The sequence below is a fragment of the Streptomyces sp. NPDC054842 genome, from assembly GCF_053611025.1.
The window spans coordinates 19,953-45,949 of sequence record NZ_JBSGZN010000040.1; the positions used below are offsets into that span (position 1 = coordinate 19,953).

Consider the following 25,997-nt stretch of genomic DNA (forward strand, 5'->3'; position numbering starts at 1 on the left):
CGCAGCACCGGCGGGCGCCGGCCCGTGCCCGGTGGGGACGCGTTGTCGCCGCACGAGACCGCCGCGCGAACCCGTGAGGGAGGTCTGGAAGCCCTTCGTCCGGACCCGCGAGGGGGCCCGGAAGTCGTTCGTCCGCATCCGCGAACGGCCTCCGGAGGCCGGTTCGTCGGTACCCGCGAGGGGCATCCGGAGGCCGTTCGCCCCGACCCGCGTGGACCGCCGGGAGTCGTTCGCCCGAACCTGCGAGGGGCATCCGGAAGCCGTTCGTCCGGCCGCACCGACCGTTCGTCGCGCCAGAGGGACCGCTCGCCGCAGACCGCCGGGACCTCGGTGCCGAGCGGGTTCCCAACCGGGCAGCCGCTTCCTATCGTTCCGGATCATGAGCCCCCCTGTCGCACCGCCGGGCTGGAGCCGCTGGCTCGTCCCGCCGGCCGCCCTCTCGGTCCACCTCGCCATCGGCCAGGCCTACGCCTGGAGCGTCTTCAAGCCCCCGCTGGAGTCCGCGCTCGGCCTCAGCGGCACCCAGAGCGCCCTGCCCTTCCAGCTCGGCATCGTCATGCTCGGCCTGTCCGCCGCCTTCGGCGGCACCCTCGTGGAACGCAAGGGGCCGCGCTGGGCCATGACGGTGGCCCTCGTCTGCTTCTCCTCCGGCTTCCTCATCGCCTCGCTGGGCGCCGCCACCGAGCAGTTCTGGCTGATCGTCCTCGGCTACGGCTTCGTCGGCGGCACCGGCCTCGGCATCGGCTACATCTCCCCGGTGTCGACCCTGATCAAGTGGTTCCCGGACCGGCCCGGCATGGCCACCGGGATCGCCATCATGGGGTTCGGCGGCGGCGCGCTCATCGCCTCGCCCTGGTCGGCGCGGATGCTGGAGTCCTACGGCTCCGACTCCTCCGGCATCGCCCTCGCGTTCCTGGTGCACGGGCTGACGTACGCCGTCTTCATGTCCCTCGGCGTGCTGCTGGTGCGGGTGCCGCGCGGTGAGCGGCCGGTCCCGACCGGGCCGAGCGCCCTCGACGGCGTCCAGGTGACGGCGAGGAGCGCCGTGCGCACGCCCCAGTTCTGGTGCCTGTGGGTCGTGCTCTGCACGAACGTGACCGCGGGCATCGGCATCCTGGAGAAGGCCGCGCCGATGATCACCGACTTCTTCGCCGACAGCTCGACGCCGGTGTCCGTCTCCGCCGCCGCCGGGTTCGTCGCGCTGCTCTCGGCGGCGAACATGGCGGGCCGGATCGGCTGGTCCTCGACGTCCGACCTGATCGGCCGCAAGAACATGTACCGCGTCTACCTCGGCGTGGGCGCCCTGATGTACGCGCTCATCGCCTGGTTCGGGGACTCCTCCACCCCGCTGTTCGTCGTCTGCGCGCTGGTGATCCTCTCCTTCTACGGCGGCGGCTTCGCGACGGTCCCCGCCTATCTGAAGGACCTCTTCGGCACCCACCAGGTCGGCGCGATCCACGGCAGGCTGCTCACCGCCTGGTCCACGGCGGGCGTCCTCGGCCCGCTGATCGTCAACTGGATCGCGGACCGTCAGGAGGACGCCGGCAAGCACGGGGCCTCGCTCTACGGCCTCTCCCTCCTCATCATGATCGGCCTGCTGCTCGTCGGCTTCGCGGCCAACGAATTGATCCGCCCCGTCCACACCCGTCACCACATCCCCGCGCCGAGGGAGGCCGCCGATGTCGAGCGAGAGCAGTCCGAGTCCGCCTGACCGCCGATGGCTCGTGGCGCTCGCCTGGATCTGGGTGGGAGCGCCCCTCTGCTACGGGCTCTACGAGCTCGTGCTGAAGGCCAGGCAGCTGTTCACCGGGTGAGGCCGGGCAGGCGTACGTAAGGTGTTCGGGCGTCCGACGGCCTGACAGAAGCCGACAAGCGCGGCGCCCCAATCCTGTGGCATCACCTGCCGTCGTACCCGCGAGTCACTGATCAGACTGGTGGATCCCGCTACCCAAGGCAACGAGGGGACCCACCCATGAACGGCTCACGGATCGCCGCCGTCGGTCACTACCAGCCCGCCAAGGTACTCACCAACGAGGACCTGGCGGGCCTGGTCGACACCAGCGACGAGTGGATCAGGAGCCGCGTCGGCATCCGCACCCGCCACGTCGCCGGGCCCGACGAACCGGTGGACGAGCTGGCCGGGCACGCCGCCGCCAAGGCGCTCGCCGCCGCCGGGCTCGGCCCGGGCGACATCGACCTGGTGCTCGTCGCCACCTCCACGGCGATCGACCGCTCGCCGAACATGGCGGCCCGGGTCGCCGCCCGCCTCGGCGTCCCCTCGCCGGCCGCGCTGGACGTCAACGTCGTGTGCGCGGGGTTCACCCACGCGCTCGCCCTGGCCGACCACACGCTGCGGGCCGGGGCGGCGACCCGGGCGCTGGTGATCGGCGCCGACAAGATGACCGAGGTGACCGACTGGACCGACCGCACCACGTGCGTCCTGGTCGGTGACGGCGCGGGGGCCGCCGTGGTCGAGGCGTCCGACGAACCGGGGATCGGCCCGGTGCTGTGGGGCTCGGTCCCGGAGATGGGCCACGCCGTACGCATCGAGGGCACCCCGCCCCGGTTCGCGCAGGAGGGCCAGAGCGTCTACCGGTGGGCCACCACCAGGCTGCCCGCCATCGCCCGGCAGGCGTGCGAGCGCGCCGGACTCGCCCCCGAGGACCTCGCCGCGGTCGTCCTGCACCAGGCGAACCTGCGCATCATCGAGCCGCTCGCGGAGAAGATCGGCGCCGTGAACGCGGTGGTGGCGCGCGACGTCGTCGACTCCGGGAACACCTCCGCCGCCAGCATCCCGCTCGCCCTGTCCAAGCTTGTGGAGCGCGGGGAGATCTCCTCGGGCGACCCCGTCCTGCTGTTCGGCTTCGGCGGGAACCTCTCGTACGCGGGACAGGTCGTCCGCTGCCCCTAGGGTCCGGTGTCCGTGGGCAGTGCCCAGCCGGGGGCGGTGCGACGAGCGTGGGGGCGGTGTGACGAGGCAGACCCCCGTCGGGTCTGGCCATTGTGCGCCGTAGACTGTAGACGAAAGGCAATCCATACTGAGTTCACGGAGCCGCGCCGCGACCACGGGTCGCCCGGTGCCGCCGCCCAGAGGGGAGACCGCGATGTTGTCCACCGGACTGCCGCAGGGGGCGGTGCCCAGGCTCGAACGTCCCGGCCCGCTGCGCGACCGCGTCTACGAGGCCCTGCTCGAACTCATCATCACCCGCGCCCTGTTGCCGGGGCAGCACCTGGTGGAGAGCGAGCTGGCCGGGCACCTCGGGGTCTCCCGGCAGCCCGTGCGCGAGGCACTCCAGCGGCTCAACACCGAGGGCTGGGTCGATCTCCGGCCCGCCCAGGGCGCGTTCGTGCACGAGCCGACCGAGCAGGAGGCGGACCAGCTCCTCACGGTTCGTACGCTCCTGGAGGCCGAGGCGGCCAGGCTCGCGGCCACGTCGGCGGACGACGCGGGCATCGCCGTCCTGGAGGAGCTGTGCGCCGAGGGCGAGCGGGCGGTCGCCGCCGACGACGTGGACGGCGCGGTCGCCCTCAACGCCCGCTTCCACACCAAGGTGATGGAACTCGCGGGCAACACGGTCCTCGCCGAACTGGCCGCGCAGGTCGAGCGGCGCGTCCGCTGGTACTACACCCCCGTCGCCCGCCAGCGCGGCCACCGGTCCTGGGAGGAGCACCGCGAGCTGATCGCGGCGATCGCCAACCACGACGAGGAGCGGGCCGCGGCGGTGTCCCGCGCCCACACGGAGCACACCCGCAAGACGTACCACGAGCGCGAGCGGTAGAGGCGGCCCGGGGCGAGCGGGGCCCGTGGGCCGGGGGCCCGAGGGCTTCCGGGGGACCGGAGACCGGGAGGGGGCCGGGGGACCGGAGACCGGGGGGGGAGTCAACAGGGCGGTGGCCGCGCGGTCACCGCCCTGTCGCGTCGCCCCGACCTTGGCGCAGCACAACGCCGTTGTGGCATCGTCCCGTGCCCGTCGCATCGACCCGCGCCCATCGCGCCGACCCGGCTCCCTCGCGTCGTCCGGGGCTCCGTCGCATCGCCGAGGCATCCTGGCTCCGACTCCGTTGCCCGGTGCTTGCTTGAGCCGGCCTCCTTGCTCAGAACCCTCGCCCGAGGCCCCCCTCTTCCCGTCCGTGGCTCCGTCGTTGGGGTGCCGCCGACCGGTGGCACCGCAGGTCCTCCGGTGCTCAAACCCCCGTCGAACACGGCCTGTTCGCCTGTCGCGACCCCCTCCGCCCCCGGCTTTGTCCTGTGAGTGGAGAAAGTCTGCGGCAATTCGTGCGCGACTTCTTCCCACTCCCGGCAGCCGCTGCTACGTTCACCTCGAAAGCCCGACGGAGACGGCCGATTGAGGCGGGGAGGGGCACGTGAGACGCATGACGGCTCGACCCGCGAACGCGCACCAGGCGCGGCTGCTGCGCCTGTTGCGGGACGGCGGCCCCAACTCCCGTGCCCAGCTGGGCGACCAGATCGACCTCTCCCGGTCGAAGCTGGCCGTCGAGGTGGAACGGCTCCTGGAGACCGGCCTCGTGGTCGCCGACGGACTCGCCGCGTCCCGCGGCGGCCGCCGCTCCCACAACATCCGGCTGGCGCCCGCACTGCGCTTCCTCGGCGTCGACATCGGGGCGACCTCGATCGACGTGGCCGTCACCAACGCCGAGCTGGAGGTCCTCGGACACATCAACCAGCCGATGGACGTGCGCGAAGGGCCCGTCGCGGTCTTCGAGCAGGTCCTGGCGATGGCGGCGAAACTGAGGGCGTCCGGACTCGCGGAGGGCTTCGACGGCGCCGGCATCGGCGTCCCGGGGCCGGTCCGCTTCCCCGAGGGCGTCCCGGTCGCCCCGCCGATCATGCCGGGCTGGGACGGCTTCCCGGTCCGCGAGGCCCTCAGCCAGGACCTCGGCTGCCCGGTGATGGTCGACAACGACGTGAACCTGATGGCCATGGGGGAGCAGCACGCGGGCGTCGCGCGCTCCGTGGGCGACTTCCTCTGCGTCAAGATCGGTACCGGCATCGGTTGCGGGATCGTCGTCGGCGGTGAGGTCTACCGCGGTACGACGGGCAGCGCGGGCGACATCGGACACATCCAGGCCGTGCCCGACGGCCGCCCCTGCGCCTGCGGCAACCGCGGCTGTCTCGAAGCCCACTTCAGCGGCGCCGCGCTCGCCCGCGACGCGACGGAGGCGGCGCAGCACGGGCTCTCGCAGACACTCGCCGCACGGCTGGAGGCGGCGGGCGCGCTCAGCGCCGTCGACGTCGCCGCCGCGGCCGCCGCGGGCGACGCGACCGCCCTCGACCTGATCCGCGAGGGCGGCAACAGGACCGGCCAGGTCCTCGCCGCACTCGTCAGCTTCTTCAACCCGGGCCTGGTGGTGATCGGCGGCGGGGTGACGGGTCTCGGCCACACCCTGCTCGCCGCGATCCGCACCCAGGTCTACCGTCAGTCGCTTCCCCTGGCGACCGGCAACCTCCCCATCGTCCTGGGCGAGTTGGGCCCCACCGCCGGTGTCATCGGCGCGGCCCGCCTCATCAGCGACCACCTGTTCTCACCCGCGTAGGACCCCAGGCCGCCAGGCCACGGAACACCTCACCCGCACGCCCCGCTGCTTCGCCCTGCCCTGAACACGCCCGTCCCGAACAGGCCCACCCCGAACACGCCTGCCCCGAACCCGACTTCGCCGCAAGCGCCCTGCCCTGCAACCGGCCCGCACGCCCGCCGAGGGGAACCGTCATGGCACCCGAACCACCGCTGCTCACCATGTCCGGCATCACCAAGTCGTTCCCCGGAGTCCGGGCCCTGGACGGCGTCGACCTGGAGGTCCAGGCCGGTGAGGTGCACTGTCTCCTCGGCCAGAACGGCGCCGGCAAGTCCACCCTCATCAAGGTCCTGGCCGGCGCCCACCAGCCCGACGGCGGCACGATCGGCTGGCGCGGCGAACCCGTCACGCTCCGGTCCCCGATCGCCGCGATGCGCCTCGGCATCGCCACCATCTACCAGGAACTCGACCTGGTGGAGGGCCTGTCGGTGGCCGAGAACGTCCACCTCGGGCACGAACCCACCGCCGCCGGCTTCGTCGTACGGGGAAAGGCGGCCCGCGAGTCCACCGGCGCGCTCCTCCAGCGGCTCGGACACCCCGAGATCGACCCGGGACGGCTCGTCGGCGACCTCTCGGCGGCCCAGCAGCAGATCGTCTCCATGGCCCGGGCGCTCTCCCACGACGTACGCCTCATCGTCATGGACGAACCGTCCGCGGCACTCGACCCCGACGAGGTGGACAACCTCTTCCGCATCGTCGGCGACCTCACCGCGGACGGCGTCGCCGTCGTCTACATCTCCCACCGGCTGGAGGAGATCCGCCGCATCGGGGACCGCGTGACCGTCCTCAAGGACGGACGCGCCGTGGCGGTCGGACTGCCCGCGAAGTCCACCCCGACCCGCGAGGTGGTCGCCCTGATGACGGGCCGCAACGTCGAGTACGTCTTCCCGGACCGTCCCGCGCGGGAACCCGCGGCCGAGCCGGTCCTGCGGGTCCAGGGACTCACCAGGCAGGGGGAGTTCGAGCCGATCGACCTGGAGCTGCGCCCCGGCGAGATCGTCGGCCTCGCGGGACTGGTCGGCTCCGGCCGCTCCGAGATCCTGGAGACGATCTACGGCGCGCGCAGGGCGACCGCCGGCCAGGTCCTCGTCGGCGGCACCCCGCTGCGGCCCGGCAGCGTCCGCGCCGCCGTCCGCGCCGGACTGGGGCTCGCCCCCGAGGAACGCAAGGCGCAGGCCCTGCTGATGCTGGAGTCCGTCACGCGGAACGTGTCCGTCTCCTCCATGTCCCGCTTCTCGCGCGGCGGCTGGGTCGACCGGCGGGCCGAGCTCGGTGCGGCCCGCGCCGCGACCCGGGAGCTGTCGCTGCGCCCCGACAACCCCTCCGCGCCGGTGCGGACCCTGTCCGGCGGCAACCAGCAGAAGGCCGTCCTCGCACGCTGGCTGCTGCGCGGCTGCCGGGTGCTGCTGCTGGACGAACCCACGCGCGGCGTCGACGTCGGCGCCCGCGCCGAGCTGTACGCGGTCATCCGCCGGCTCGCCGACGAGGGCCTCGCCGTCCTGCTGGTCTCCAGCGAAGTGCCCGAGGTGCTCGGGCTCGCCGACCGCGTACTCGTACTGCGCGAAGGCCGGGTCGTCCACACGGCACCCGCCCGCGAACTCGACGAACACCGTGTGCTCGACCTCGTCATGGAAGGCGGCCCGGTGGCCAGTGAAGGGAGCCCGGCGTCATGACGCAGCCCGTATCCCCGCCCCGGGGTGACACCCGCAAGGCGGCACCGATCAATGACCGCACACCCTGGCAGACGCTCGGCCTGCGCGCCGACGTCCGCACCCTCTCGCTCCTCGGCGTGCTGGCCGTCCTGATCCTCATCGGGGGCATCACCAAGCCCGACGAGTTCCTCGACACCCGCAACCTCCAACTCGTCCTCACCCAGGCGTCGGTGATCGGCGTCGTCACCGTCGGCATGACCTTCGTGATCATGTCGGGCGGCATCGACCTGTCGGTCGGCGCGATCGTCGCGCTCGCCTCGGTCTGGGCCACGACGGTCGCCACCCAGGAGTACGGCTTCGCCGGCATCCTGTTCACCGCGGTGATCGTCGGCGTGGGCTGCGGCCTGGTCAACGGCCTCCTCATCGCCTACGGGGCGCTGGTCCCGTTCATCGCGACCCTCGCCATGCTGGCCTCCGCCCGCGGCCTGGCCCTCCAGCTCACCGACGGCAGGACCCAGATCGTCACCGTGGACGGCGTCCTGAAGCTCGGCGAACGCGACTCCTACGTGCTGGGCATCCCGCCGCTGGTCCTCGTCTTCGCCGTCGTCACCGTCATCGGCTGGCTGGTCCTCAACCGCACCACCTTCGGGCGCCGCACGGTCGCCGTCGGCGGCAACGCCGAGGCGGCCCGGCTCGCGGGCATCGACGTCCGCAGGCAGCGGCTGTACCTCTACCTGCTGTCCGGGCTGTGCTGCGGCATCGCGGCCTTCCTGCTGATCATCCTGTCCGGCTCGGGCCAGAACACCAACGGCAACCTGTACGAACTCGACGCCATCGCGGCCGCCATCATCGGCGGCACGCTCCTCAGCGGAGGCCGCGGCACCATCACCGGCTCCGTGCTCGGCGTCCTGATCTTCACGACGATCACCAACCTCTTCGCGCTCAACAACCTGCAGAGCGACGTCCAGCAGATCGCCAAGGGCGCGATCATCGTCGCCGCCATGCTCGCCCAGCGCCGTACCGCCCACACCACCTGAGCCGCACCGTAAGGAAAGGTCCACCGCCATGCCAGAAAGCACGAGCCGCACGAGCCGCAGAGGACTGCTCTTCGGGACCGCCGCCGTCTCGGCCGGAGCCTTCCTCACCGCCTGCACCAGCAACGACCCCAAGGACGACAAACCGGCCGCGAACGACCAGCCGGCCGCCGACGACAAGCCCGGCAAGCAGGTCACCATCGGCTTCGCGGGACCGCAGGCCGACCACGGCTGGCTCAACGCGATCAACGACAACGCGAAGAACCGCGCCAAGAAGTACTCGGACGTCACCCTGGAGATCACCGAGGGCTCCAACGACACCGCCGCGCAGATCGGCCAGATCGAGACGCTGATCAACAAGAAGGTCGACGTCCTCGTGGTGCTGCCCGCCGACGGCAAGGCGCTCACCCAGGTGGGCCTCAAGGCCATGCGCGCCGGCATCCCGGTCATCAACCTGGACCGCATCTTCAACTCCCCGCAGGCGTACCGCTGCTGGATCGGCGGCGACAACTACGGCATGGGCCTGAGCGCCGGCCACTACATCGGCGAGAAGCTCAAGGACAAGAAGAACGCCCGCGTCATCGAACTCGCCGGGCTGGACAACCTGGAGCTGACCAAGCAGCGCACCGAGGGCTTCGACGCGGCCCTGAAGAACTACCCCAACATCAGGAAGGTGGCCCGCCAGGCCGCCGAGTTCACCGTCGAGTCCGGCCAGGCGAAGATGTCCCAGCTCCTGCAGGCGCAGTCGAAGTTCGACGCCCTGTGGAACCACGACGACGACCAGGGCGTGGGCGCGCTGCGCGCCATCAAGCAGGCCGGACGCGACGACTTCCTGATGGTCGGCGGCGCCGGCGCCCTCTCCGCCTTCCAGGCCATCGAGGCCGACAACAGCGTCCTGAAGGCCACCGTCCTCTACCCGCCGACCATGGCGGCGTCCGCGATCGACCTCGCCCGCGCCCTCGGCCAGAGCAAGGGGGTGGGCGGCCTCGCCGAGTTCGAGATCCCGGCCTCGCTCACGCTCTACTCGGCCGTCGTCGACAAGGAGAACGTCGACCGCTACATGCCCACCGGCTTCAAGTGACGGGCCCCGCCCGGCCCCGCTCCGCCGGGCCGGGCCCCACCCCCCACCGCGCCACGACGACGAGGAGGAGATCGGCATGGGACAGCCGCACCAGCGCGAGGAAGCCGGGGCCGAAGCGGCGAAGCCGCCCCTGGGCGTGGGCCTGATCGGCTACGCGTTCATGGGCGCCGCCCACTCCCAGGGCTGGCGCACCGTGGGCCACGTCTTCGATCTGCCGCGCCGCCCGGTCCTCGCCGCCGTCTGCGGCCGCGACGGGCGGGCCGTGCGGGAGATGGCGGACCGGCACGGCTGGGCCGCGACCGAGACCGACTGGCGTGCCCTCATCGCCCGTGACGACGTCGACCTCGTCGACATCTGCACCCCCGGCGACAGCCACGCCGAGATCGCCGTCGCCGCGCTGGCCGCGGGCAAGCACGTGCTGTGCGAGAAGCCCCTGGCCAACACGGTCGAGGAGGCGGAGGCGATGACCCGGGCGGCCGAGGAGGCGGCGGGGCGCGGCCAGGTGGCCATGGTCGGCTTCAACTACCGCCGGGTACCCGCCACTTCGCTCGCCCGGTCGATGGTCGCCGAGGGCCGCCTCGGAACCCTGCGCCACGTGCGGGTGACGTACCTCCAGGACTGGCTCGTGGACCGCGACTTCCCGCTCACCTGGCGGCTGCGCAGGGAACTGGCCGGCTCGGGCGCGCTCGGCGACCTCGGCGCGCACATCGTCGACCTGGCGCAGTACCTGGCGGGGGAGCCGGTCGTCGGGGTGTCGGCGCTCACCGAGACGTTCGTGCGCGAGCGGCCGTTGCCCGCGGGCGCCTCCAGCGGCCTGTCGGCGGCCGGGGCGCAGGCCGGCGCCGACGGCCCGGCGACCGCTCTCGGCGCGGTCACCGTCGACGACGCGGCCCTGTTCACCGGCCGCTTCGCCTCCGGCGCCCTCGCCTCCTTCGAGGCCACCCGCTTCGCGACCGGCCGCAAGAACGCCCTGCGCATCGAACTCAACGGCGAACTCGGCTCGCTCGCGTTCGACCTGGAGCGGCTCAACGAGCTGTCCTTCCACGACCACACCGAGCCGGGCGCCTACGCGGGCTTCCGCCGCATCCTCGTCACCGAGCCCGACCACCCCTACCTCGACGCCTGGTGGCCGCCGGGCCACGGCCTCGGCTACGAGCACACCTTCACCCACCAGGCCCGCGACCTGGTGCGGGCGATCGCAGCGGACCGGCCGCCCGTGCCGTCCTTCGCCGACGGACTCCAGGTGCAGCGCGTGCTGGCCGCCGTCGAGGAGAGCGCCGCGAAGAACTCCGTCTACACGACCGTCCCGGCCTGACCGTCCCGGCGCCCCGAGGAGGCACCCGAGCATGCCCCGCACCTTCACCCTCTTCACCGGCCAGTGGGCCGACCTGCCGCTCGAGGAGGTCTGCCGGCTCGCCCGCGACTTCGGCTACGACGGACTCGAACTCGCCTGCTGGGGCGACCACTTCGAGGTCGACAAGGCCCTCGCCGACCCCGCGTACGTCGCGTCCCGCCACGAACTCCTCGACAAGTACGGCCTCAAGTGCTGGGCGATCTCCAACCACCTGGTCGGACAGGCCGTCTGCGACGCGATCATCGACGAACGCCACCAGGCCATCCTGCCCGCCCGCATCTGGGGCGACGGCGAACCCGAGGGCGTACGCCGCCGGGCCGCCGCCGAGATCGCCGACACCGCGCGTGCCGCGAACGCCCTCGGCGTCGACACCGTCATCGGCTTCACCGGCTCCGCGATCTGGCACCTGGTGGCCATGTTCCCGCCCGTCCCCGAGGCGATGATCGAACGCGGCTACGAGGACTTCGCCACCCGCTGGCACCCGATCCTCGACGTCTTCGACGCGCAGGGCGTGCGGTTCGCGCACGAGGTCCACCCCAGCGAGATCGCCTACGACTACTGGACGACCCGGCGCGCCCTGGAGGCCGTCGACCACCGTCCCGCCTTCGGCCTCAACTTCGACCCGAGCCATTTCGTCTGGCAGGACCTCAACCCCGTCGGGTTCCTCTACGACTTCCGCGACCGCGTCTACCACGTCGACTGCAAAGAGGCCCGCAAGCGGCTCGACGGCCGCAACGGCCGCCTCGGCTCCCACCTGCCCTGGGGCGACCCGCGGCGCGGCTGGGACTTCGTCTCCGCGGGCCACGGCGACGTCCCCTGGGAGGACGTCTTCCGGATGCTGCGCTCCATCGGCTACGCCGGTCCGGTGTCGGTCGAATGGGAGGACGCCGGCATGGACCGGATCCAGGGCGCACCCGAGGCCCTGGCCCGCCTCAAGGCGTTCGACTTCGAGCCCCCGTCGGCCTCCTTCGACGCGGCCTTCGGCGGCAACGACCGGTGAGGGCCAAGGTGTTCGACTTCGAGCCGCCGCCGGTCTCCTTCGACGCGGCCTTCGGCGGCCACGACCGGTGAGTGCCCGCGGCCAGGGCACGGCCCGGCCGCGGGACTCCTCCGAGCCACCCACCACACCTCCGGGGTGACGGCGCACCCCGGCGACACCGCACCCGCCCGTACGACCAGCCCCGTCATGGAGGCATTTCGTGCACCCGAACGGCAGGAACAGGAACACCGACAGCCACCCCCGACGCCCGAGACTCCGCAGAGCACTCGCCCTGCTGAGCGGCGCGCTGCTCGCGACCGCGTCCCTCTCCCTGACCGCACCGGCGGCCGGCGCGGCCGTCGCCGACCCCGGAGACGCCCCGGCCGTCGCCGCCGAGGACTTCCAGCAGGTCACCCTCGCCAAGGGCGAACCCGAGGTCGGCGAGCCCATGTCGCTCGCCGTCCTGCCCGACCGCTCCGTCCTGCACACCTCGCGCGACGGCGAACTCCGTCTGACGGACGCCGCGGGCAACACCAGGATCGCCGGCAAGCTCGACGTGTACACCCACGACGAGGAAGGGCTCCAAGGCGTCGGCGTCGACCCCGACTTCGCCGACAACCGCTTCATCTACCTCTACTACGCGCCGCCCCTCGACACCCCCGCCGGAGACGCCCCCGAGACCGGCACCGCCGCCGACTTCGCCCCCTTCGACGGCGTCAACCGGCTCTCCCGGTTCGTCCTGAGGACCGACGGCACCCTCGACGCGGCGAGCGAGAAGAAGATCCTCGACGTGAAGACCTCCCGCGGCATCTGCTGCCACGTCGGCGGCGACATCGACTTCGACGCGGACGGCAACCTCTACCTGTCGACCGGGGACGACTCCAACCCCTTCCAGTCGGACGGCTTCACCCCCATCGACGAGCGCTCCGACCGCAATCCCGCGTTCGACGCCCAGCGGACCTCTGGCAACACCAACGACCTGCGCGGCAAGATCCTGCGCGTCAAGGTGAACGCGGACGGCTCGTACTCCATACCCGAGGGCAACCTCTTCGCCCCGGGCACCGACAGGACCCGGCCCGAGATCTACGCCATGGGCTTCCGCAACCCGTTCCGCTTCAGCGTCGACAAGCAGACGGGCATCCTCTACGTCGGCGACTACGGCCCGGACGCCGGCGCCGCCGACCCCGCGCGCGGTCCCGCGGGCCAGGTCGAGTTCGCCCGCGTCACCAAGCCGGGCAACTTCGGGTGGCCCTACTGCACCGGCGACAACGATGCCTACGTCGACTTCGACTTCGCCACCAGGACGTCGGGATCCGCCTTCGACTGCGCCGCGCCGAGGAACGACTCCCCGCACAACACCGGACTCACCGACCTGCCACCGGCGCAGGCGGCGTGGATCCCGTACGACGGCGGCTCCGTACCGGAGTTCGGCACCGGCTCGGAGTCCCCGATGGGCGGCCCGGTCTACCGCTACGACGCCTCGCTCGACTCCCCGGTGAAGTTCCCCGAGGCCTACGACGGCGACTTCTTCGCGGGCGAGTTCGGCCGCCGCTGGATCAAGCGGATCGTGTCGGACGACAACGGCACCGTGCAGTCCGTCAACGACGTGCCCTGGACCGGCACCCAGATCATGGACATGGCGTTCGGCCCGGACGGGGCGCTGTACGTCCTCGACTACGGCACCGCCTGGTTCGGCGGGGACGAGCACTCCGGCCTGTACCGCATCGAGAACGCCACCGACGGGCACTCTCCCGTCGCCCAGGCCGCCGCGGACCAGACCTCGGGACAGGCCCCGCTGCGGGTGCGGTTCTCCTCCGCCGGCACGAGCGACGCCGACGGTGACGCCCTCACCTACAGCTGGGACTTCGGCGACGGCGGCACCTCGACGGCGGCGAACCCCACCCACAGGTACCGCACGAACGGCACGTACACCGCGACACTGACCGCCAAGGACACGACCGGCCGCACCGGAAGCGCGAGCGTGCAGATCGTCGTCGGCAACACCGCGCCGCAGGTGGTCCTCGAACTCCCCAAGGACGGGCAGCTGTTCAGCTTCGGCGACGCCATCCCGTTCAGGGTCCGGGTCACCGACCCGGAGGACGGAAGCGCGATCGACTGCGCCAAGGTGAAGGTCACCTTCGTCCTCGGGCACGACAGCCACGGCCACCCCGTGACCTCGGCCAACGGCTGCTCCGGCACCATCCAGACCAGCGCCGACGGCGGTCATGACGACGACGCCAACATTTTCGGGGTCTTCGACGCCGAGTACACCGACGGCGGTGGCGGCGGCCAGGAGGCGCTGACCTCCCACGACCAGAGCGTCGTCCAGCCCAAGCACCGCCAGGCCGAGCACTACGGCAAGCAGTCCGGCGTCACGGTCCAGTCCAGGGACACCGTGCACGGCGGCAAGACGGTCGGCGACGTCAACAACGGCGACTGGATCTCCTTCACGCCCTACGTGCTGAGCAACGCCAGGACGCTCACGGCCCGGGTCTCCTCCGGCGGGACGGGCGGCACGCTCGAAGTCCGCGCGGGCTCGCCGACCGGACGGCTGCTGGGCAGCGCGAAGGTGCCGGCGACCGGCGGCTGGGACACCTACCAGGACGTCAGTGCCGGACTGTCCAAGGCACCCTCGGGCACGACCACGCTGTACCTGGTCTTCAAGGGCGGCGGCACCGGTGCGCTGTACGAGGTGGACGACTTCACGTTCACGACGAGGAGCTGAGAAAAGGAGTCGGGTGTCATGCGCGCACCGGCACCAGTGACGACGGCCGCCACGGCGTCGGTCCGCGCGGACGACTCCGTTGTCCTCGGGGGCCTCCCGGCCCCCGACGGCCCCCGGTCCGCCGGGGACCACCGCCACGGGTTCCGGAGCGACGCGACCGACCGCACCCCGAGCCCGGGGGACGGCCAGGTCCGCATCCGGAACCACGGAACCGACGACCGGGTGTCCCTCCGCGGCACCCGGGCCGAGGAACTGCCCGCGCGCTCCGCCGCGCCGGGCCGCTGAACGACGGCGGGCGGGAGACGCCGGACTCCCGCCCGTCGTCCCACCCCTGACTCCGCCCCGTCACCCGCGTGGCCGGCCGCCGCCGCCGGCGCACCACACCGGCGGCGCCGGCCACGCCGGTCACCACGCCACACCGGCCGCCCGTACAGGGCCGGTCACCGCACCACACCGGCCGTCCCCACCGGGCCGGTCGCCGCACACACCGGCCAGGCACACGAGGTCGTTCACCAGCACCCCTCGCGTCATCCGCGCCACTCCCGCGTCACCACGCCACGTACGGCAAGCAAGTACGGCAAGTCGGCAAGCACGACAAGGAGGCTGCCCATGTCCGCGTCCCTCTCCGACCCCCGGGTGGGAGTGTGGCTGATCGGGGCCCGCGGCTCCGTCGCCACCACCGTCGTCGCGGGCTGCGCCGCCACGACCGCCGGTCTGCATCCACCGACGGGCATGGTGACGGAGACGGACCTCTTCTCCGGCAGCGGCCTGCCCGCCCTGTCCTCCCTCGTCTTCGGCGGCCACGACACCGACGACTGTCCCCTCCCCAAGCGGGCCGAGGCGCTGGCCGCCGGGGGAGTGCTGCCACCCGGGCTGCCCGCCGTCGTCGCGGCCGAACTCCTCGACGCCGACCGGGAGATCAAGCCGGGCGGTCCCGTCACGAGGGACACCAGGACCCCCGACGAACTGATCGACACCTTCGCCGCCGACATCCGCGACTTCGTACGGCGCAGAGGGCTCGCCCGCGCGGTGGTGGTGAACGTCGCGTCGACGGAGCCCGAACCACCGGGCGCGGCACCCGGCCCGGCCGGACCCGCCGATTCGGGGGCCGGGAAGCACACCGGGGCAGGACGGCCGCTCCCCGCCAGTTCGCTCTACGCGGCGGCGGCCCTGCGCTCGGGCTCCGCGTACGTGAACTTCACCCCGTCGACGGGCCTGCACCATCCGGCACTCGCCACGGCGGCCGGGACCTGCCCACTGCCCTACGCGGGCCGTGACGGCAAGACCGGCCAGACCCTGCTGCGGTCGGTGCTGGGCCCGATGTTCGCGCAGCGCGCGCTGCGGGTCCGTGCCTGGTCCGGCACCAACCTCCTGGGCGGCGGCGACGGCGCCTCGCTCGCCGACCCGGCCGCCGCGGCGGCGAAGAACGCGGGCAAGGAACGCGTGCTCGCGGACACCCTGGGCACGGTGCCGCAGGGCGAGGTGCACATCGACGACGTTCCGGCCCTCGGTGACTGGAAGACCGCCTGGGACCACATCGCCTTCGACGGCTTCCTCGGCACCCGCATGGTCCTGCAGACCACCTGGCAGGGCTGCGACTCCGCGCTCGCCGCACCCCTGGTCCTCGACCTGGCCCGGCTCGTCGCCCGCGCCCACGAGGCGGGCCTGACCGGTCCCCTCGGCGAACTCGGCTTCTACTTCAAGGACCCCGTGGGGGAGGGACCCGCGGCCCTGGGGGAGCAGTACGCGGCCCTCGCGGGGTTCGCCGCACGACTGCGCGCACTCCCGGGGGCGGCCGGATGAGGCCCCGGCTCGGTACGCGCGCCCGGGCGACGGCGCGGGCCTGGGCCGAACTGCTGCGCCTGCCCGCCCTGTTCACCGTCCCCGGCGACGCGCTCGCGGGCGCCGCCGCGGCCGGGGCGCGCCCGGGCCCGCGCACCGTGCTGGCCATCGGCTCCTCGGTCTGCCTGTACGAGGCCGGCATGGCCTTGAACGACTGGGCCGACCGCGCCGAGGACGCCGTCGAACGCCCGCACCGCCCGCTGCCCTCCGGCCGCGTCCGTCCCGCCTCCGCCCTGCTGGCGGCCGGCGTCCTCACGGCGGCGGGGCTCGCCCTGGCCGCTCGTGCGGGCCGCTCCGCCCTGGCGGTCGCGGTGCCCCTCGCGGCCACGGTGTGGGCGTACGACCTCGGCCTCAAGCACACCCCCGCCGGCCCGGTGGCCATGGGCGCCGCCCGCGGCCTGGACCTGCTGCTCGGCGCGGCGGCCGGCGCGGGCGGCATCCGGGGCGCCCTGCCCTCCGCCCTCGCCCTGGGCACGCACACCGTCGCGGTGACCACCGTCTCCCGCGGCGAGACCCGAGGCGGCTCGCACCTGGCCCCCCTGGCCGCCCTCGCCACGACGGCCGCGCTGACCTGGGAACTGACCAGGACCCGCACCGGCGTGCACACAGCCCCGGCCGCCCCACCGACCGACGGCGCCGCACGTACCCGGGGCAGCGGCGAGCGCGGCGGTACGCGGGACAGCGGCCCGGCAGCAGGACGGAACGCGGGCCGGGGAGGAGGGTTCGCCGGCCTGCGTGCCTGGACGGGCGTCGCTCGCGGGGGCGTCCGAGGCCCGGGTACGCATACGGCGGGTGGTGCTCCCGGGGACGCCCGGAGCCCCGGTTCGTCCGCGGCGGGCGCTGCTCGCGACGGCGTCCGAGGCCCGGCTTCGCGCACGGCGGGCGTCGCTCGCGGGGCCACTGGAGGCCCGGGTTCCCGCCACGCGGGCGTCGCTCGCGGAGACATCCGACGCGCGGGTCCCCACACGGCGCGTGGTGGTCGTCGGGGAGGAATCTCGGGTCTCCGCCCGGCGGGCGCCGCTCGGCCGGGCGAGCCCACCGGCCCCCACCCGGCCGCCACCGGGTACGGCAAGCCCGCCGGTCCCCGTCCGGCGGGCGCCGCCTCCCGGGCGTGGGCTCCGGGAGACGGGCGCTCGCCGTACCCGGTGGCGGACGCGCTGCGGGCCGCCCTCACCGTCGTCTACGCCGTGACCTCCGCCCACCCCCTCCTGCACGCCGCGCTCAATCCGTCGCCCCCGCTCACCCAGCGGGCCGTCGGCGGCGGCATCCGCGCGCTCATCCCGCTCCAGGCCGCGCTGTCCGCCCGCGCGGGCGCACCCGCCGTCGCGTTCGTGACGGCGGCCCTGGCCCCGGCGGCCCGCACGTTCGCGAGGAAGGTGAGTGTCACATGAGCACCGGCCACGACCCGGCCCCGTACGCGCCCCCCGATGCGACGCCTCACCCGCTCCGCTTCGGCTACGGCACGAACGGACTCACCGACCTCCGGCTGGACGACGCGCTCGGCCTGCTCGCCGACCTCGGCTACGACGGCGTCGGCCTGACCCTCGACCACATGCACCTCGATCCGCTGGCCCCCGGTCTCGCCGCCCGCGCCCGGCGGGTGGCCCGGCGTCTGGACGCGCTCGGCCTGGAGGTCACCGTCGAGACCGGCGCCCGCTATGTGCTCGACCCGCGCCGCAAGCACGGACCGTCGCTCCTCGACCCGGACCCCGACGACCGCGCGCGCCGCGTGGACCTGCTCGTCCGGGCCGTGCGGGTGGCCGCCGACCTGAGCGCCCACGCCGTGCACTGCTTCAGCGGGATCACCCCGCCCGGCACCGACGAGGACACCGCGTGGAAGCGGCTGGCCGAGGCGTTCGCCCCGGTCGTGGAGGCCGCGACCGAGGCGGGCGTCCCCCTCGCCGTCGAACCCGAACCGGGCCACCTGCTCGCCACGCTCGCCGACTTCCACCGGCTGCGCGCGGCGCTCGGCGACCCCGGCGCCCTCGGTCTGACCCTGGACATCGGCCACTGCCAGTGCCTCGAACCGCTGCCGCCCGCCGACTGCGTGCGCGCCGCCGCACCCTGGCTGCGCCACGTCCAGATCGAGGACATGCGCAGAGGCGTCCACGAGCACCTCCCGTTCGGGGACGGGGAGATCGACTTCCCGCCCGTACTCGCCGCCCTGGCCGCCACCGGCTACCAGGCGCTCACCGTCGTCGAACTGCCCCGCCACTCCCACGCGGGCCCCCACTTCGCCGGCCGGTCCCTCCCGTTCCTCCACCGCGCGGCCCGGGCGACCCCCGAGGGCCCCGAAGGGAGAACCCCGTGAACCACACGCGCCGCACCCCGAACAGCAGAGCGGACGACACCGCCGTCGCCGCCCTGCGGGCCCGCCTGGACGCCCGCCTCGGCGGCACCGCCCGCGCCTGGCTCGACCAGGCCCTGGACGAGGCCGCCGACCATCCGGGCACCCACGGACCCATCTCGGTGTGGGAACTGCGGATCGCCGAGGCGGGCCGCCGGTGCGGGCCGGAGCACGCCGACGCCGTCCGCGTCCTGCTCCTGCACGCGGCACGGGCCGACACCGACGCGCTGACCCGTGTCTACCGGCAGGGCACGGCCGCCGAACGCCGGGCCGTCCTCCAGGCCCTGCCGCACCTCGTGCCGGGCCCCGACGCGCTGCCCCTGGTCGAGGACGCGCTGCGCACCAACGACACCCGGCTCGTCGCGGCGGCCGTCGGCCCGTACGCAGCCCGCCACCTCGACGCGCACAACTGGCGTCACGCCGTCCTCAAGTGCCTGTTCACCGGCGTCCCCGTCGACGAGGTGAGCGACCTGCCCCGGCGCGCCCGCGGCGACCGCGAACTCGCCCGGATGCTCGGCGCCTACGCCGAGGAACGCCTCGCCGCGGGCCGTCCCGTACCCGAGGACCTGCACCGCGTCCTCGGGCTCACCGAGACCGGCGGCACGGCGGCGGCCCCGCCCGGCACACCCCGCACCGCCGGGGCGTCCGGCAGCCCCGACGGCCACGCCGATCCCGGCCCGCCCGCCCCGCCGGCGGGTGACGCCCCGACCGGCACCTTCCCCACGCCCGGCCGTCGCACCCCTTCCGGCACCTCCCCCACGCCCGGCCGCCGCGGCCCGACCGGCAAGGAGTCCTGATGCGCATCTTCGACCCCCACATCCACATGACGTCACGGACCACCGACGACTACGAGGCGATGTACGCGGCCGGTGTCCGCGCCGTCGTCGAACCGGCCTTCTGGCTGGGCCAGCCCCGCACCTCGCCCGCCTCCTTCCTCGACTACTTCGACTCCCTCCTCGGCTGGGAACCCTTCCGCGCCGCCCAGTACGGCATCGCCCACCACTGCACCCTCGCGCTCAACCCCAAGGAGGCCAACGACCCCCGCTGCCTCCCCGTCCTGGACGAACTCCCGCGCTACCTCCTCAAGGACCAGGTCGTCGCCGTGGGCGAGATCGGGTACGACTCGATGACCCCCGCCGAGGACGCCGCCCTCGCCGCCCAGTTGCAGCTCGCCGCCGACCACGGCCTGCCCGCGCTCGTGCACACCCCGCACCGCGACAAGCTCGCCGGGCTGCGCCGCACCGTCGACGCCGTCCGCGCCTCCGCGCTGCCACCGGAGCGGGTGCTGCTCGACCACCTCAACGAGACGACCGTCAAGGAGGCCAAGGACAGCGGCAGCTGGCTCGGCTTCTCCGTCTACCCCGACACCAAGATGGACGAGGAGCGCATGGTCGCCGTCCTCAAGGAGTTCGGACCGGAGAAGGTGCTCGTCAACTCCGCGGCGGACTGGGGCAGGAGCGACCCCCTGAAGCCCCGCAAGGTCGGTGACGCCATGCTCGCCGCCGGGTTCACCGAGGACGAGGTCGAGCGGGTGCTGTGGCACAATCCCGTCGCCTTCTACGGACTGAGCGGACGCCTGAACCTCGACGTCACCGGCACGGCGGCCACCCACGAGGGCAACTCCGTCCTGCGCGGTGCTCCCAAGCCGGGGAGTCCCGAGGAGGCACCCGACGGCACCCCCGCGACGGGGGTGTGACCCGTGCGCTTCCGCCATCCCGACGGCTCCACCGTCCACCTCGCCTACTGCACCAACGTGCACCCGGCCGAGACCCTCGACGGCGTCCTCGCCCAGCTCCGCGACCACTGCGAACCGGTCCGCCGGCGCCTGGGCCGCGACCGCCTCGGCATCGGCCTGTGGCTCGCGAGGGACGCCGCCCGCGCCCTCGTCACCGACCCCGCCGCCCTGCGCGGCCTGCGCACCGAGCTCGACCGCCGCGGCCTGGAGGTCGTCACCCTCAACGGCTTCCCCTACGAGGGCTTCGGCGCCGAGGAGGTCAAGTACCGCGTGTACCGGCCGGACTGGGCCGACCCCGAACGGCTGGACCACACCACCGCCCTCGCCCGCGTCCTCGCCCAGCTCCTCCCCGACGACGTCACCGAGGGCAGCATCTCCACCCTGCCCCTCGCCTGGCGCACCGCCTGCGACGAAGGCCGGGCCGCCAGGGCGCACACCGCGCTCACGACGCTCGCCGAACGCCTCGACGCCCTCGCGGAGACGACCGGCCGCTCGATCCGGATCGGCCTCGAACCGGAACCCGGCTGCACCGTCGAGACCACCCATGACGCCCTCGTCCCCCTCGCCGCGATCGGGCACCCCCGCATCGGCGTCTGCGTCGACACCTGCCACCTCGCCACCTCCTTCGAGGACCCGGACACCGCCCTGGACGCACTCGCCCGAGCCGGTGTCCCCGTCGTCAAGTCCCAGCTCTCCGCCGCCCTGCACGCCGAACACCCCCACCTCCCCGAGGTCCGCACGGCCCTCGCCGCCTTCGACGAACCCCGCTTCCTGCACCAGACCCGCACCCGCACCTCCGCCGGCCTGCGCGGAACCGACGACCTGGGGGAGGCCCTCGGCGGCGACGTCCTGCCCGACGGCTCACCCTGGCGCGCCCACTTCCACGTCCCGCTGCACGCGGCCCCCGCCGCGCCCCTCACCTCCACCCTTCCCGTGCTCAAGGCCGCACTGGCCCGGCTCGTCGGCGGCCCCCGCCCCCTCACCCGCCACCTGGAAGTCGAGACCTACACCTGGCAGGCACTCCCGCCCCGACTGCGCCCCCGCGCCCGCGCCCAGCTCGCGGACGGCATCGCCGCCGAACTCACCCTCGCCCGAGACCTGCTGACGGACCTCGGCCTCAAGGAGCTGCCGTGACCCAGGCCCCGCCCGGACACCCCCGGCCCATCCCTCTCCTCGTCCTGGACGTCGTCGGCCTCACGCCCCGCCTCCTCGACCACATGCCCCACCTCAAGACGCTCGGCCAGGCCGGCTCCCGCGCCCCGCTCGGCACCGTGCTGCCCGCCGTCACCTGCGCCGCCCAGTCCACCTTCCTCACCGGCACCCACCCCGGCGAGCACGGCATCGTCGGCAACGGCTGGTACTTCCGCGAGCTGGGCGACGTACTCCTGTGGCGCCAGCACAACGGTCTGGTGGCCGGCGACAAACTGTGGGACGCGGCCCGGCGCGCGCACCCCGGCTACACGGTCGCCAACATCTGCTGGTGGTACGCCATGGGCGCCGACACCGACATCACCGTCACCCCCCGTCCGGTCTACTACGCCGACGGCCGCAAGGAACCCGACTGCTACACCCGGCCCCCGGCCCTGCACGACGAACTCACCGACGCACTCGGCACCTTCCCCCTCTTCCACTTCTGGGGACCCGGCGCCGACCTGGTCTCCAGCCAGTGGATCATCGACGCGACCCGGCACGTCAACCGCACCCGCGGACCCGACCTGACGCTCTGCTACCTCCCTCACCTCGACTACGACCTGCAGCGCTTCGGCCCCGACGACCCCCGCTCCCACCGGGCCGCCGCGGACCTCGACGCGGCCCTGGCCCCCCTCCTCGACGACGCCAGAGCCGAGGGCCGCACCGTCGTCGCGCTCTCCGAGTACGGCATCACCCGCGCGGACCGCCCCGTCGACATCAACCGCGCGCTGCGCCGCGCGGGCTTCCTCGACGTCCACACGCAGGACGGCATGGAGTACCTCGACACGATGGCCTCGCGCGCCTTCGCCGTCGCCGACCACCAGATCGCCCATGTCTACGTGCGCCGCCCCGAGGACCTGGCGGCGGTGCGGGCGGTCCTCGCCGAGCTGCCCGGCGTCGAGCAACTCCTCGACGACGAGGGCAAGAAGGCCCACCACCTCGACCACCCGCGCTCCGGCGAGCTCGTGGCCGTCGCGGAGCCCGACGCCTGGTTCACGTACTACTACTGGCTCGACGACGCGCGCGCTCCCGACTTCGCGCAACTCGTCGAGATCCACCGCAAACCCGGCTACGACCCGGCCGAACTGTTCATGGACCCCCTCGACCCCTACGTCAAGGTCAAGGCGGCCGGCGCCCTCGCCCGCAAGAAACTCGGCATGCGGTACCGGATGGCGGTCGTGCCGCTCGATCCCTCACCCGTCAGCGGCAGCCACGGCCGCCTGCCCCCGAGCGACGACGAAGGTCCGCTCATCATCTGCTCCACCCCCCACGCGTTCCCCGGCCGCGTCGCGGCCACCGAAGTGAAATCGCTCCTGCTCGCCCTCGCCGGCCTTCCTGACACGGCGTGACGAGCGACTACGGAAAGTGAAACACGCGCCACTGACAACGCGCCCCGCACGTACCCCGGCAGCAGCCCGACCGGCACGCACACCGGCCGCCACGGCTCCGTCCGGCACGCGCGCGGGCCGCGCCCCGGCCACGTCCGCACCCGTCAGAGCCGTACACCGATCCGAAAGAGAGACATCGTGACCGCGTTCAACGACGAAACCGGAACCGACGACGCCCTGCGCCGCACCCTCGGCGTCAACCGCCGCCGTTTCCTGAGCACCTGCACCGCCGCCGCGACCGCGGCGATCGCCGCGCCCGTCCTCGGCGCCTCGCCGGCGCTGGCCCAGGACCGGGGGAGCGGCCACGGACACGGCGGCGGCGTCCTGGTCCCCGCGGACCGGCGGGGCATCATCCTCTACACCGTCCGTGACGCCGTGGGGCGCGACCCGCTCTCCACCGACCTGCCCTCCGGTTTCCTGGAGGTCTTCAAGCAGCTCTCGCGCCACGGGTACCGCCAGGTGGAGTTCGCGGGCTACGGACAGCACGCCAACGCGCCGGGCGGCGCGAACCTCGAGTCCGTCGAGGGCGCCCGGCTGCTGCGGTCCTGGCTCGACGACCACGGCCTGCGCGCCCAGGGCAACCACGGCTTCATACCGGGTTCCTGGCCGTTGACGGCACCCGACCTCGACACCTTCAAGAAGCACCTGGAGCTCGCCAACATCCTGGGCATGGACCACATGGGCACCGGCGGCGACCCCACCGGCAGCGCCTACCGGGCCGACTGGGACACGGCCGCCGACAAGTGGAACGCGCTAGGAGCCATCGCCCGCCGCGAGGGCATCAAGCTGTACACCCACAACCACGACGCGGCCTACGGCTTCCTGCTCGACGGTGGTCCGCTCGACGCCGCGGGCCGCCCGACCCGCAGCTCCGGCATCCGCAAGCTGGAGTACTTCCTCCAGGTCACCGACCCCAAGGCGGTGTGGCTGGAGATGGACATCTTCTGGGCCCACGTCGCCCGGTACAAGTTCCACACCTACACCGCCCACGACGGCTCGGTACGGGAGAAGGTCTTCGACCCGGCCGGGCTGGTCGCCCGCCACAACAAGCGCTACCCGCTGTTCCACGCCAAGGACGGCGTCGTCAACACCACCAACGGCATGGGGTACGACATGGTGCCGTTCGGCACCGGCGTCATCGACTACACCACGTTCTTCTCCCGCGTCGGCGCCCGGAACCACCACAACCCGATGGTCGAGCAGGACAACGCCCCGAGCTCCACCGATCCCGGCCAGTCGCTGCGCCACGCCAAGATCGGCTACGACAACCTCGCGGCACTGCGCCGCAGGCACGGCCGGTGAGCACCGCCTGACGGGTTGAACGGCCCGCCTCGTGCGGCGGTGGTGCGGCGGCGGCCGGACCACCGCCGCACCTCTGCGCGCCGACGCGCACCCGCTTGCCGCCGCCCGCCGTATCGACGGCCCTCCCACAACACGCGGCGGCCCTCTCCCCGACGTGCGTCGCGGAGAGGGCCGCCCGGTGCGGTGCGCTGCGATCGGATGCGTGATGGCGCGTAGTGCCGGCCGTCCCGTCAGCCCGCGGGCTGCGGGCGCGGTGCCCCGGCCCCGGCTCCCGACTGGCCGGTGCCCTGGTCGCCACCGACGACGGGTGCCGCCGTCGTGGAGCCCGTCAAGCCGTCTCCTCACCGATCGGGTGCGGGTTGGGCACGATGTGCCGGGCCCGCGGCCTGCCCGGCGCCTTCAGGAAGAGCGCGAGCACGCTCGACGCCAGCCCGACGGAGCCGGCGATGACGAACGCGCCCTCGTAGTCCCACGCGCCGACCACGACGGCCCCCATGCCGGAGCCCACCAGCCCGGAGATGAGCTTCGAGCTGTAGACCATGCCGTAGTTGCTGGCGTTGTGGTTCTCGCCGAAGTAGTCCGCCGTCATCGCCGCGAACAGCGGGAAGATCGCGCCCCCGCCGAAGCCGGAGACCATGGAGCAGAACAGGAAGAACGGCATGCTGCCCATCTGGCCGGAGATCAGCACGCCGAACTGCGCGGTGCCCAGCACCAGACACACGATGATCAGCGTGTGACGGCGCCCGACACGGTCGGATATCCAGCCGATGACGCCGCGCCCGGTGCCGTTGACGATGGCCTTCAGGGACATCGCGGTCGCCACGATCCCGCCCGCGAACCCCATGTCCTTGCCGAACGGCACCTGGAAGGCGATGCCGAAGATGTTGATCCCCGCCGTGCACAGCAGGCAGAACCACATCATCCACAGGACGGGCGTGCGGGCGGCCTCCCTCGGGGTGTACTGCTTCACCGCGGGCGGGTTCTTCTCCAGCGCGCGGCGGACCCTCGGGTCGTCTGACACCTTCAGCGGGTCCGCGTGCGCAGGCCACCAGCCCTTGGGCGGGTCCTTGAAGAACCAGCCCGCGAAGGCCACCACGGAGCAGCAGACCAGTCCGACGCCGACCAGGACGGTCTCGTAGTTGCTCAGGTCCATGTACGACGTGAACAGGAAGACGAACGGCACGGAACCGTACGCGAAACCGCCGTTGACCAGGCCGGTCTTGCCGCCCTTGCGTTCCGGGTACCACTTGCCCACCATGTTGACGCAGGTGGCGTAGACGAGTCCGGCCCCGATGCCGCTGAACATCCCGAACCCGAGGTACGCGACGATCACGTGCGGCGCGAACGCGAGGGAGAGGTAGCCGAGGATGGTGCCGAGCGCGCCGAGCATCATGGCGTAGCGCGCGGGCAGCCTCCCGCTCTCCCGCAACTGCCCGGCCGGGAAGGCGACGGCGGCCTGGAAGAACACCCAGACACCCATCAGCCAGAAGATGTGCCCACTGCTCCACAGGTGGGCCTCGTGCAGTGTGTCCTCGGCCGACGTGAACGCGTACTCCGAGGAACTGATGCCCAGCATCCCCATCCAGGGGAACAGCACCATCGTCCAGCGTGGTCGGCCCATGATGTCCCGATCGGTCTCACCGATGCGGTACAGGCGGCCGTTGACGTCCGTCACCTCTCTGTAGGGGACGGGCGTCGGGAAATCGGTGGTAGTCATCGTGCTCAAGCACCCCTTGCGTCGAAAGATCTGGACAGCGCCCCCTGCCAAATGC

At 73.1% G+C, this 25,997-nt stretch carries 20 protein-coding genes and 1 pseudogene; 20 read left to right on the forward strand and 1 reads right to left on the reverse strand.

Going from position 1 to position 25,997, the window contains the following annotated elements; genetic code table 11:
- The first annotated feature begins 379 nt into the window (after positions 1-379).
- From ACWGIS_RS27100 to ACWGIS_RS27195, 20 genes and pseudogenes are all read left to right on the forward strand, one after another.
- Entirely contained in the window at positions 380-1,711 is a 1,332-nt protein-coding gene (locus ACWGIS_RS27100; RefSeq protein ID WP_453365065.1) for an OFA family MFS transporter, read from the forward strand.
- On the forward strand, positions 1,680-1,814 hold the full coding sequence (locus tag ACWGIS_RS27105) for an MFS transporter small subunit (protein WP_453365066.1): 135 nt from the start codon (positions 1,680-1,682) through the stop codon (positions 1,812-1,814). The genes ACWGIS_RS27100 and ACWGIS_RS27105 overlap by 32 nt, the downstream gene beginning before the upstream one ends.
- Before the next feature lie 158 nt (positions 1,815-1,972).
- On the forward strand, positions 1,973-2,911 hold the full coding sequence (locus tag ACWGIS_RS27110) for a beta-ketoacyl-ACP synthase III (protein WP_453365067.1): 939 nt from the start codon (positions 1,973-1,975) through the stop codon (positions 2,909-2,911).
- Positions 2,912-3,104: 193 nt separating this feature from the next.
- Entirely contained in the window at positions 3,105-3,779 is a 675-nt protein-coding gene (locus tag ACWGIS_RS27115; RefSeq protein WP_453365068.1) for a GntR family transcriptional regulator, read from the forward strand.
- Between the two features lie 595 nt (positions 3,780-4,374).
- A complete protein-coding gene (locus tag ACWGIS_RS27120) occupies positions 4,375-5,556 on the forward strand; it encodes an ROK family protein (protein ID WP_453365069.1) in 1,182 nt (393 codons plus the stop codon).
- A gap of 173 nt (positions 5,557-5,729) precedes the next feature.
- On the forward strand, positions 5,730-7,268 hold the full coding sequence (locus ACWGIS_RS27125) for a sugar ABC transporter ATP-binding protein (protein ID WP_453365070.1): 1,539 nt from the start codon (positions 5,730-5,732) through the stop codon (positions 7,266-7,268).
- Positions 7,265-8,284 (forward strand): ABC transporter permease, encoded by a 1,020-nt coding sequence (locus ACWGIS_RS27130; protein ID WP_453365071.1) that lies wholly within the window; start codon positions 7,265-7,267, stop codon positions 8,282-8,284. The genes ACWGIS_RS27125 and ACWGIS_RS27130 overlap by 4 nt, the downstream gene beginning before the upstream one ends.
- Before the next feature lie 28 nt (positions 8,285-8,312).
- Complete coding sequence (locus ACWGIS_RS27135; protein ID WP_453365072.1) at positions 8,313-9,362, forward strand: substrate-binding domain-containing protein; 1,050 nt, start codon at positions 8,313-8,315, stop codon at positions 9,360-9,362.
- Between the two features lie 76 nt (positions 9,363-9,438).
- A complete protein-coding gene (locus tag ACWGIS_RS27140; protein WP_453365073.1) occupies positions 9,439-10,677 on the forward strand; it encodes a Gfo/Idh/MocA family protein in 1,239 nt (412 codons plus the stop codon).
- Positions 10,678-10,708: 31 nt separating this feature from the next.
- Positions 10,709-11,716: a sugar phosphate isomerase/epimerase family protein gene (locus ACWGIS_RS27145; protein ID WP_453365074.1), complete on the forward strand. Its 1,008-nt coding sequence runs from the start codon at positions 10,709-10,711 to the stop codon at positions 11,714-11,716.
- A gap of 199 nt (positions 11,717-11,915) precedes the next feature.
- Entirely contained in the window at positions 11,916-14,420 is a 2,505-nt protein-coding gene (locus tag ACWGIS_RS27150; RefSeq protein ID WP_453365075.1) for a PQQ-dependent sugar dehydrogenase, read from the forward strand.
- An 18-nt stretch (positions 14,421-14,438) separates the two neighbouring features.
- Entirely contained in the window at positions 14,439-14,705 is a 267-nt protein-coding gene (locus ACWGIS_RS27155; RefSeq protein WP_453365076.1) for a hypothetical protein, read from the forward strand.
- A 324-nt stretch (positions 14,706-15,029) separates the two neighbouring features.
- On the forward strand, positions 15,030-16,223 hold the full coding sequence (locus ACWGIS_RS27160) for an inositol-3-phosphate synthase (protein ID WP_453365077.1): 1,194 nt from the start codon (positions 15,030-15,032) through the stop codon (positions 16,221-16,223).
- Positions 16,220-16,981 (forward strand): annotated as a pseudogene (locus tag ACWGIS_RS27165) (SCO3242 family prenyltransferase); the annotation flags it as partial. The gene ACWGIS_RS27160 and the pseudogene ACWGIS_RS27165, both read left to right, overlap by 4 nt.
- Positions 16,982-17,649: 668 nt before the next feature.
- Positions 17,650-18,573, forward strand: a complete 924-nt coding sequence (locus tag ACWGIS_RS27170) for a sugar phosphate isomerase/epimerase family protein (protein WP_453365078.1) — start codon at positions 17,650-17,652, stop codon at positions 18,571-18,573.
- A gap of 53 nt (positions 18,574-18,626) precedes the next feature.
- Positions 18,627-19,406 (forward strand): EboA domain-containing protein, encoded by a 780-nt coding sequence (locus ACWGIS_RS27175; protein WP_453365106.1) that lies wholly within the window; start codon positions 18,627-18,629, stop codon positions 19,404-19,406.
- Positions 19,406-20,305: a TatD family hydrolase gene (locus tag ACWGIS_RS27180; RefSeq protein ID WP_453365079.1), complete on the forward strand. Its 900-nt coding sequence runs from the start codon at positions 19,406-19,408 to the stop codon at positions 20,303-20,305. Before ACWGIS_RS27175 ends, ACWGIS_RS27180 begins: the two co-directional genes overlap by 1 nt.
- A gap of 3 nt (positions 20,306-20,308) precedes the next feature.
- On the forward strand, positions 20,309-21,478 hold the full coding sequence (eboE, locus tag ACWGIS_RS27185; protein ID WP_453365080.1) for a metabolite traffic protein EboE: 1,170 nt from the start codon (positions 20,309-20,311) through the stop codon (positions 21,476-21,478).
- Entirely contained in the window at positions 21,475-22,884 is a 1,410-nt protein-coding gene (locus tag ACWGIS_RS27190) for an alkaline phosphatase family protein (protein WP_453365081.1), read from the forward strand. Before eboE ends, ACWGIS_RS27190 begins: the two co-directional genes overlap by 4 nt.
- Before the next feature lie 177 nt (positions 22,885-23,061).
- Positions 23,062-24,225 (forward strand): sugar phosphate isomerase/epimerase family protein, encoded by a 1,164-nt coding sequence (locus ACWGIS_RS27195; protein ID WP_453365082.1) that lies wholly within the window; start codon positions 23,062-23,064, stop codon positions 24,223-24,225.
- A gap of 328 nt (positions 24,226-24,553) precedes the next feature.
- Here ACWGIS_RS27195 and ACWGIS_RS27200 read toward each other — a convergent pair whose 3' ends face one another.
- Positions 24,554-25,942, reverse strand: coding sequence for an OFA family MFS transporter (locus ACWGIS_RS27200; protein WP_453365083.1), 1,389 nt, complete (start codon positions 25,940-25,942; stop codon positions 24,554-24,556).
- Positions 25,943-25,997 lie beyond the last annotated feature (55 nt).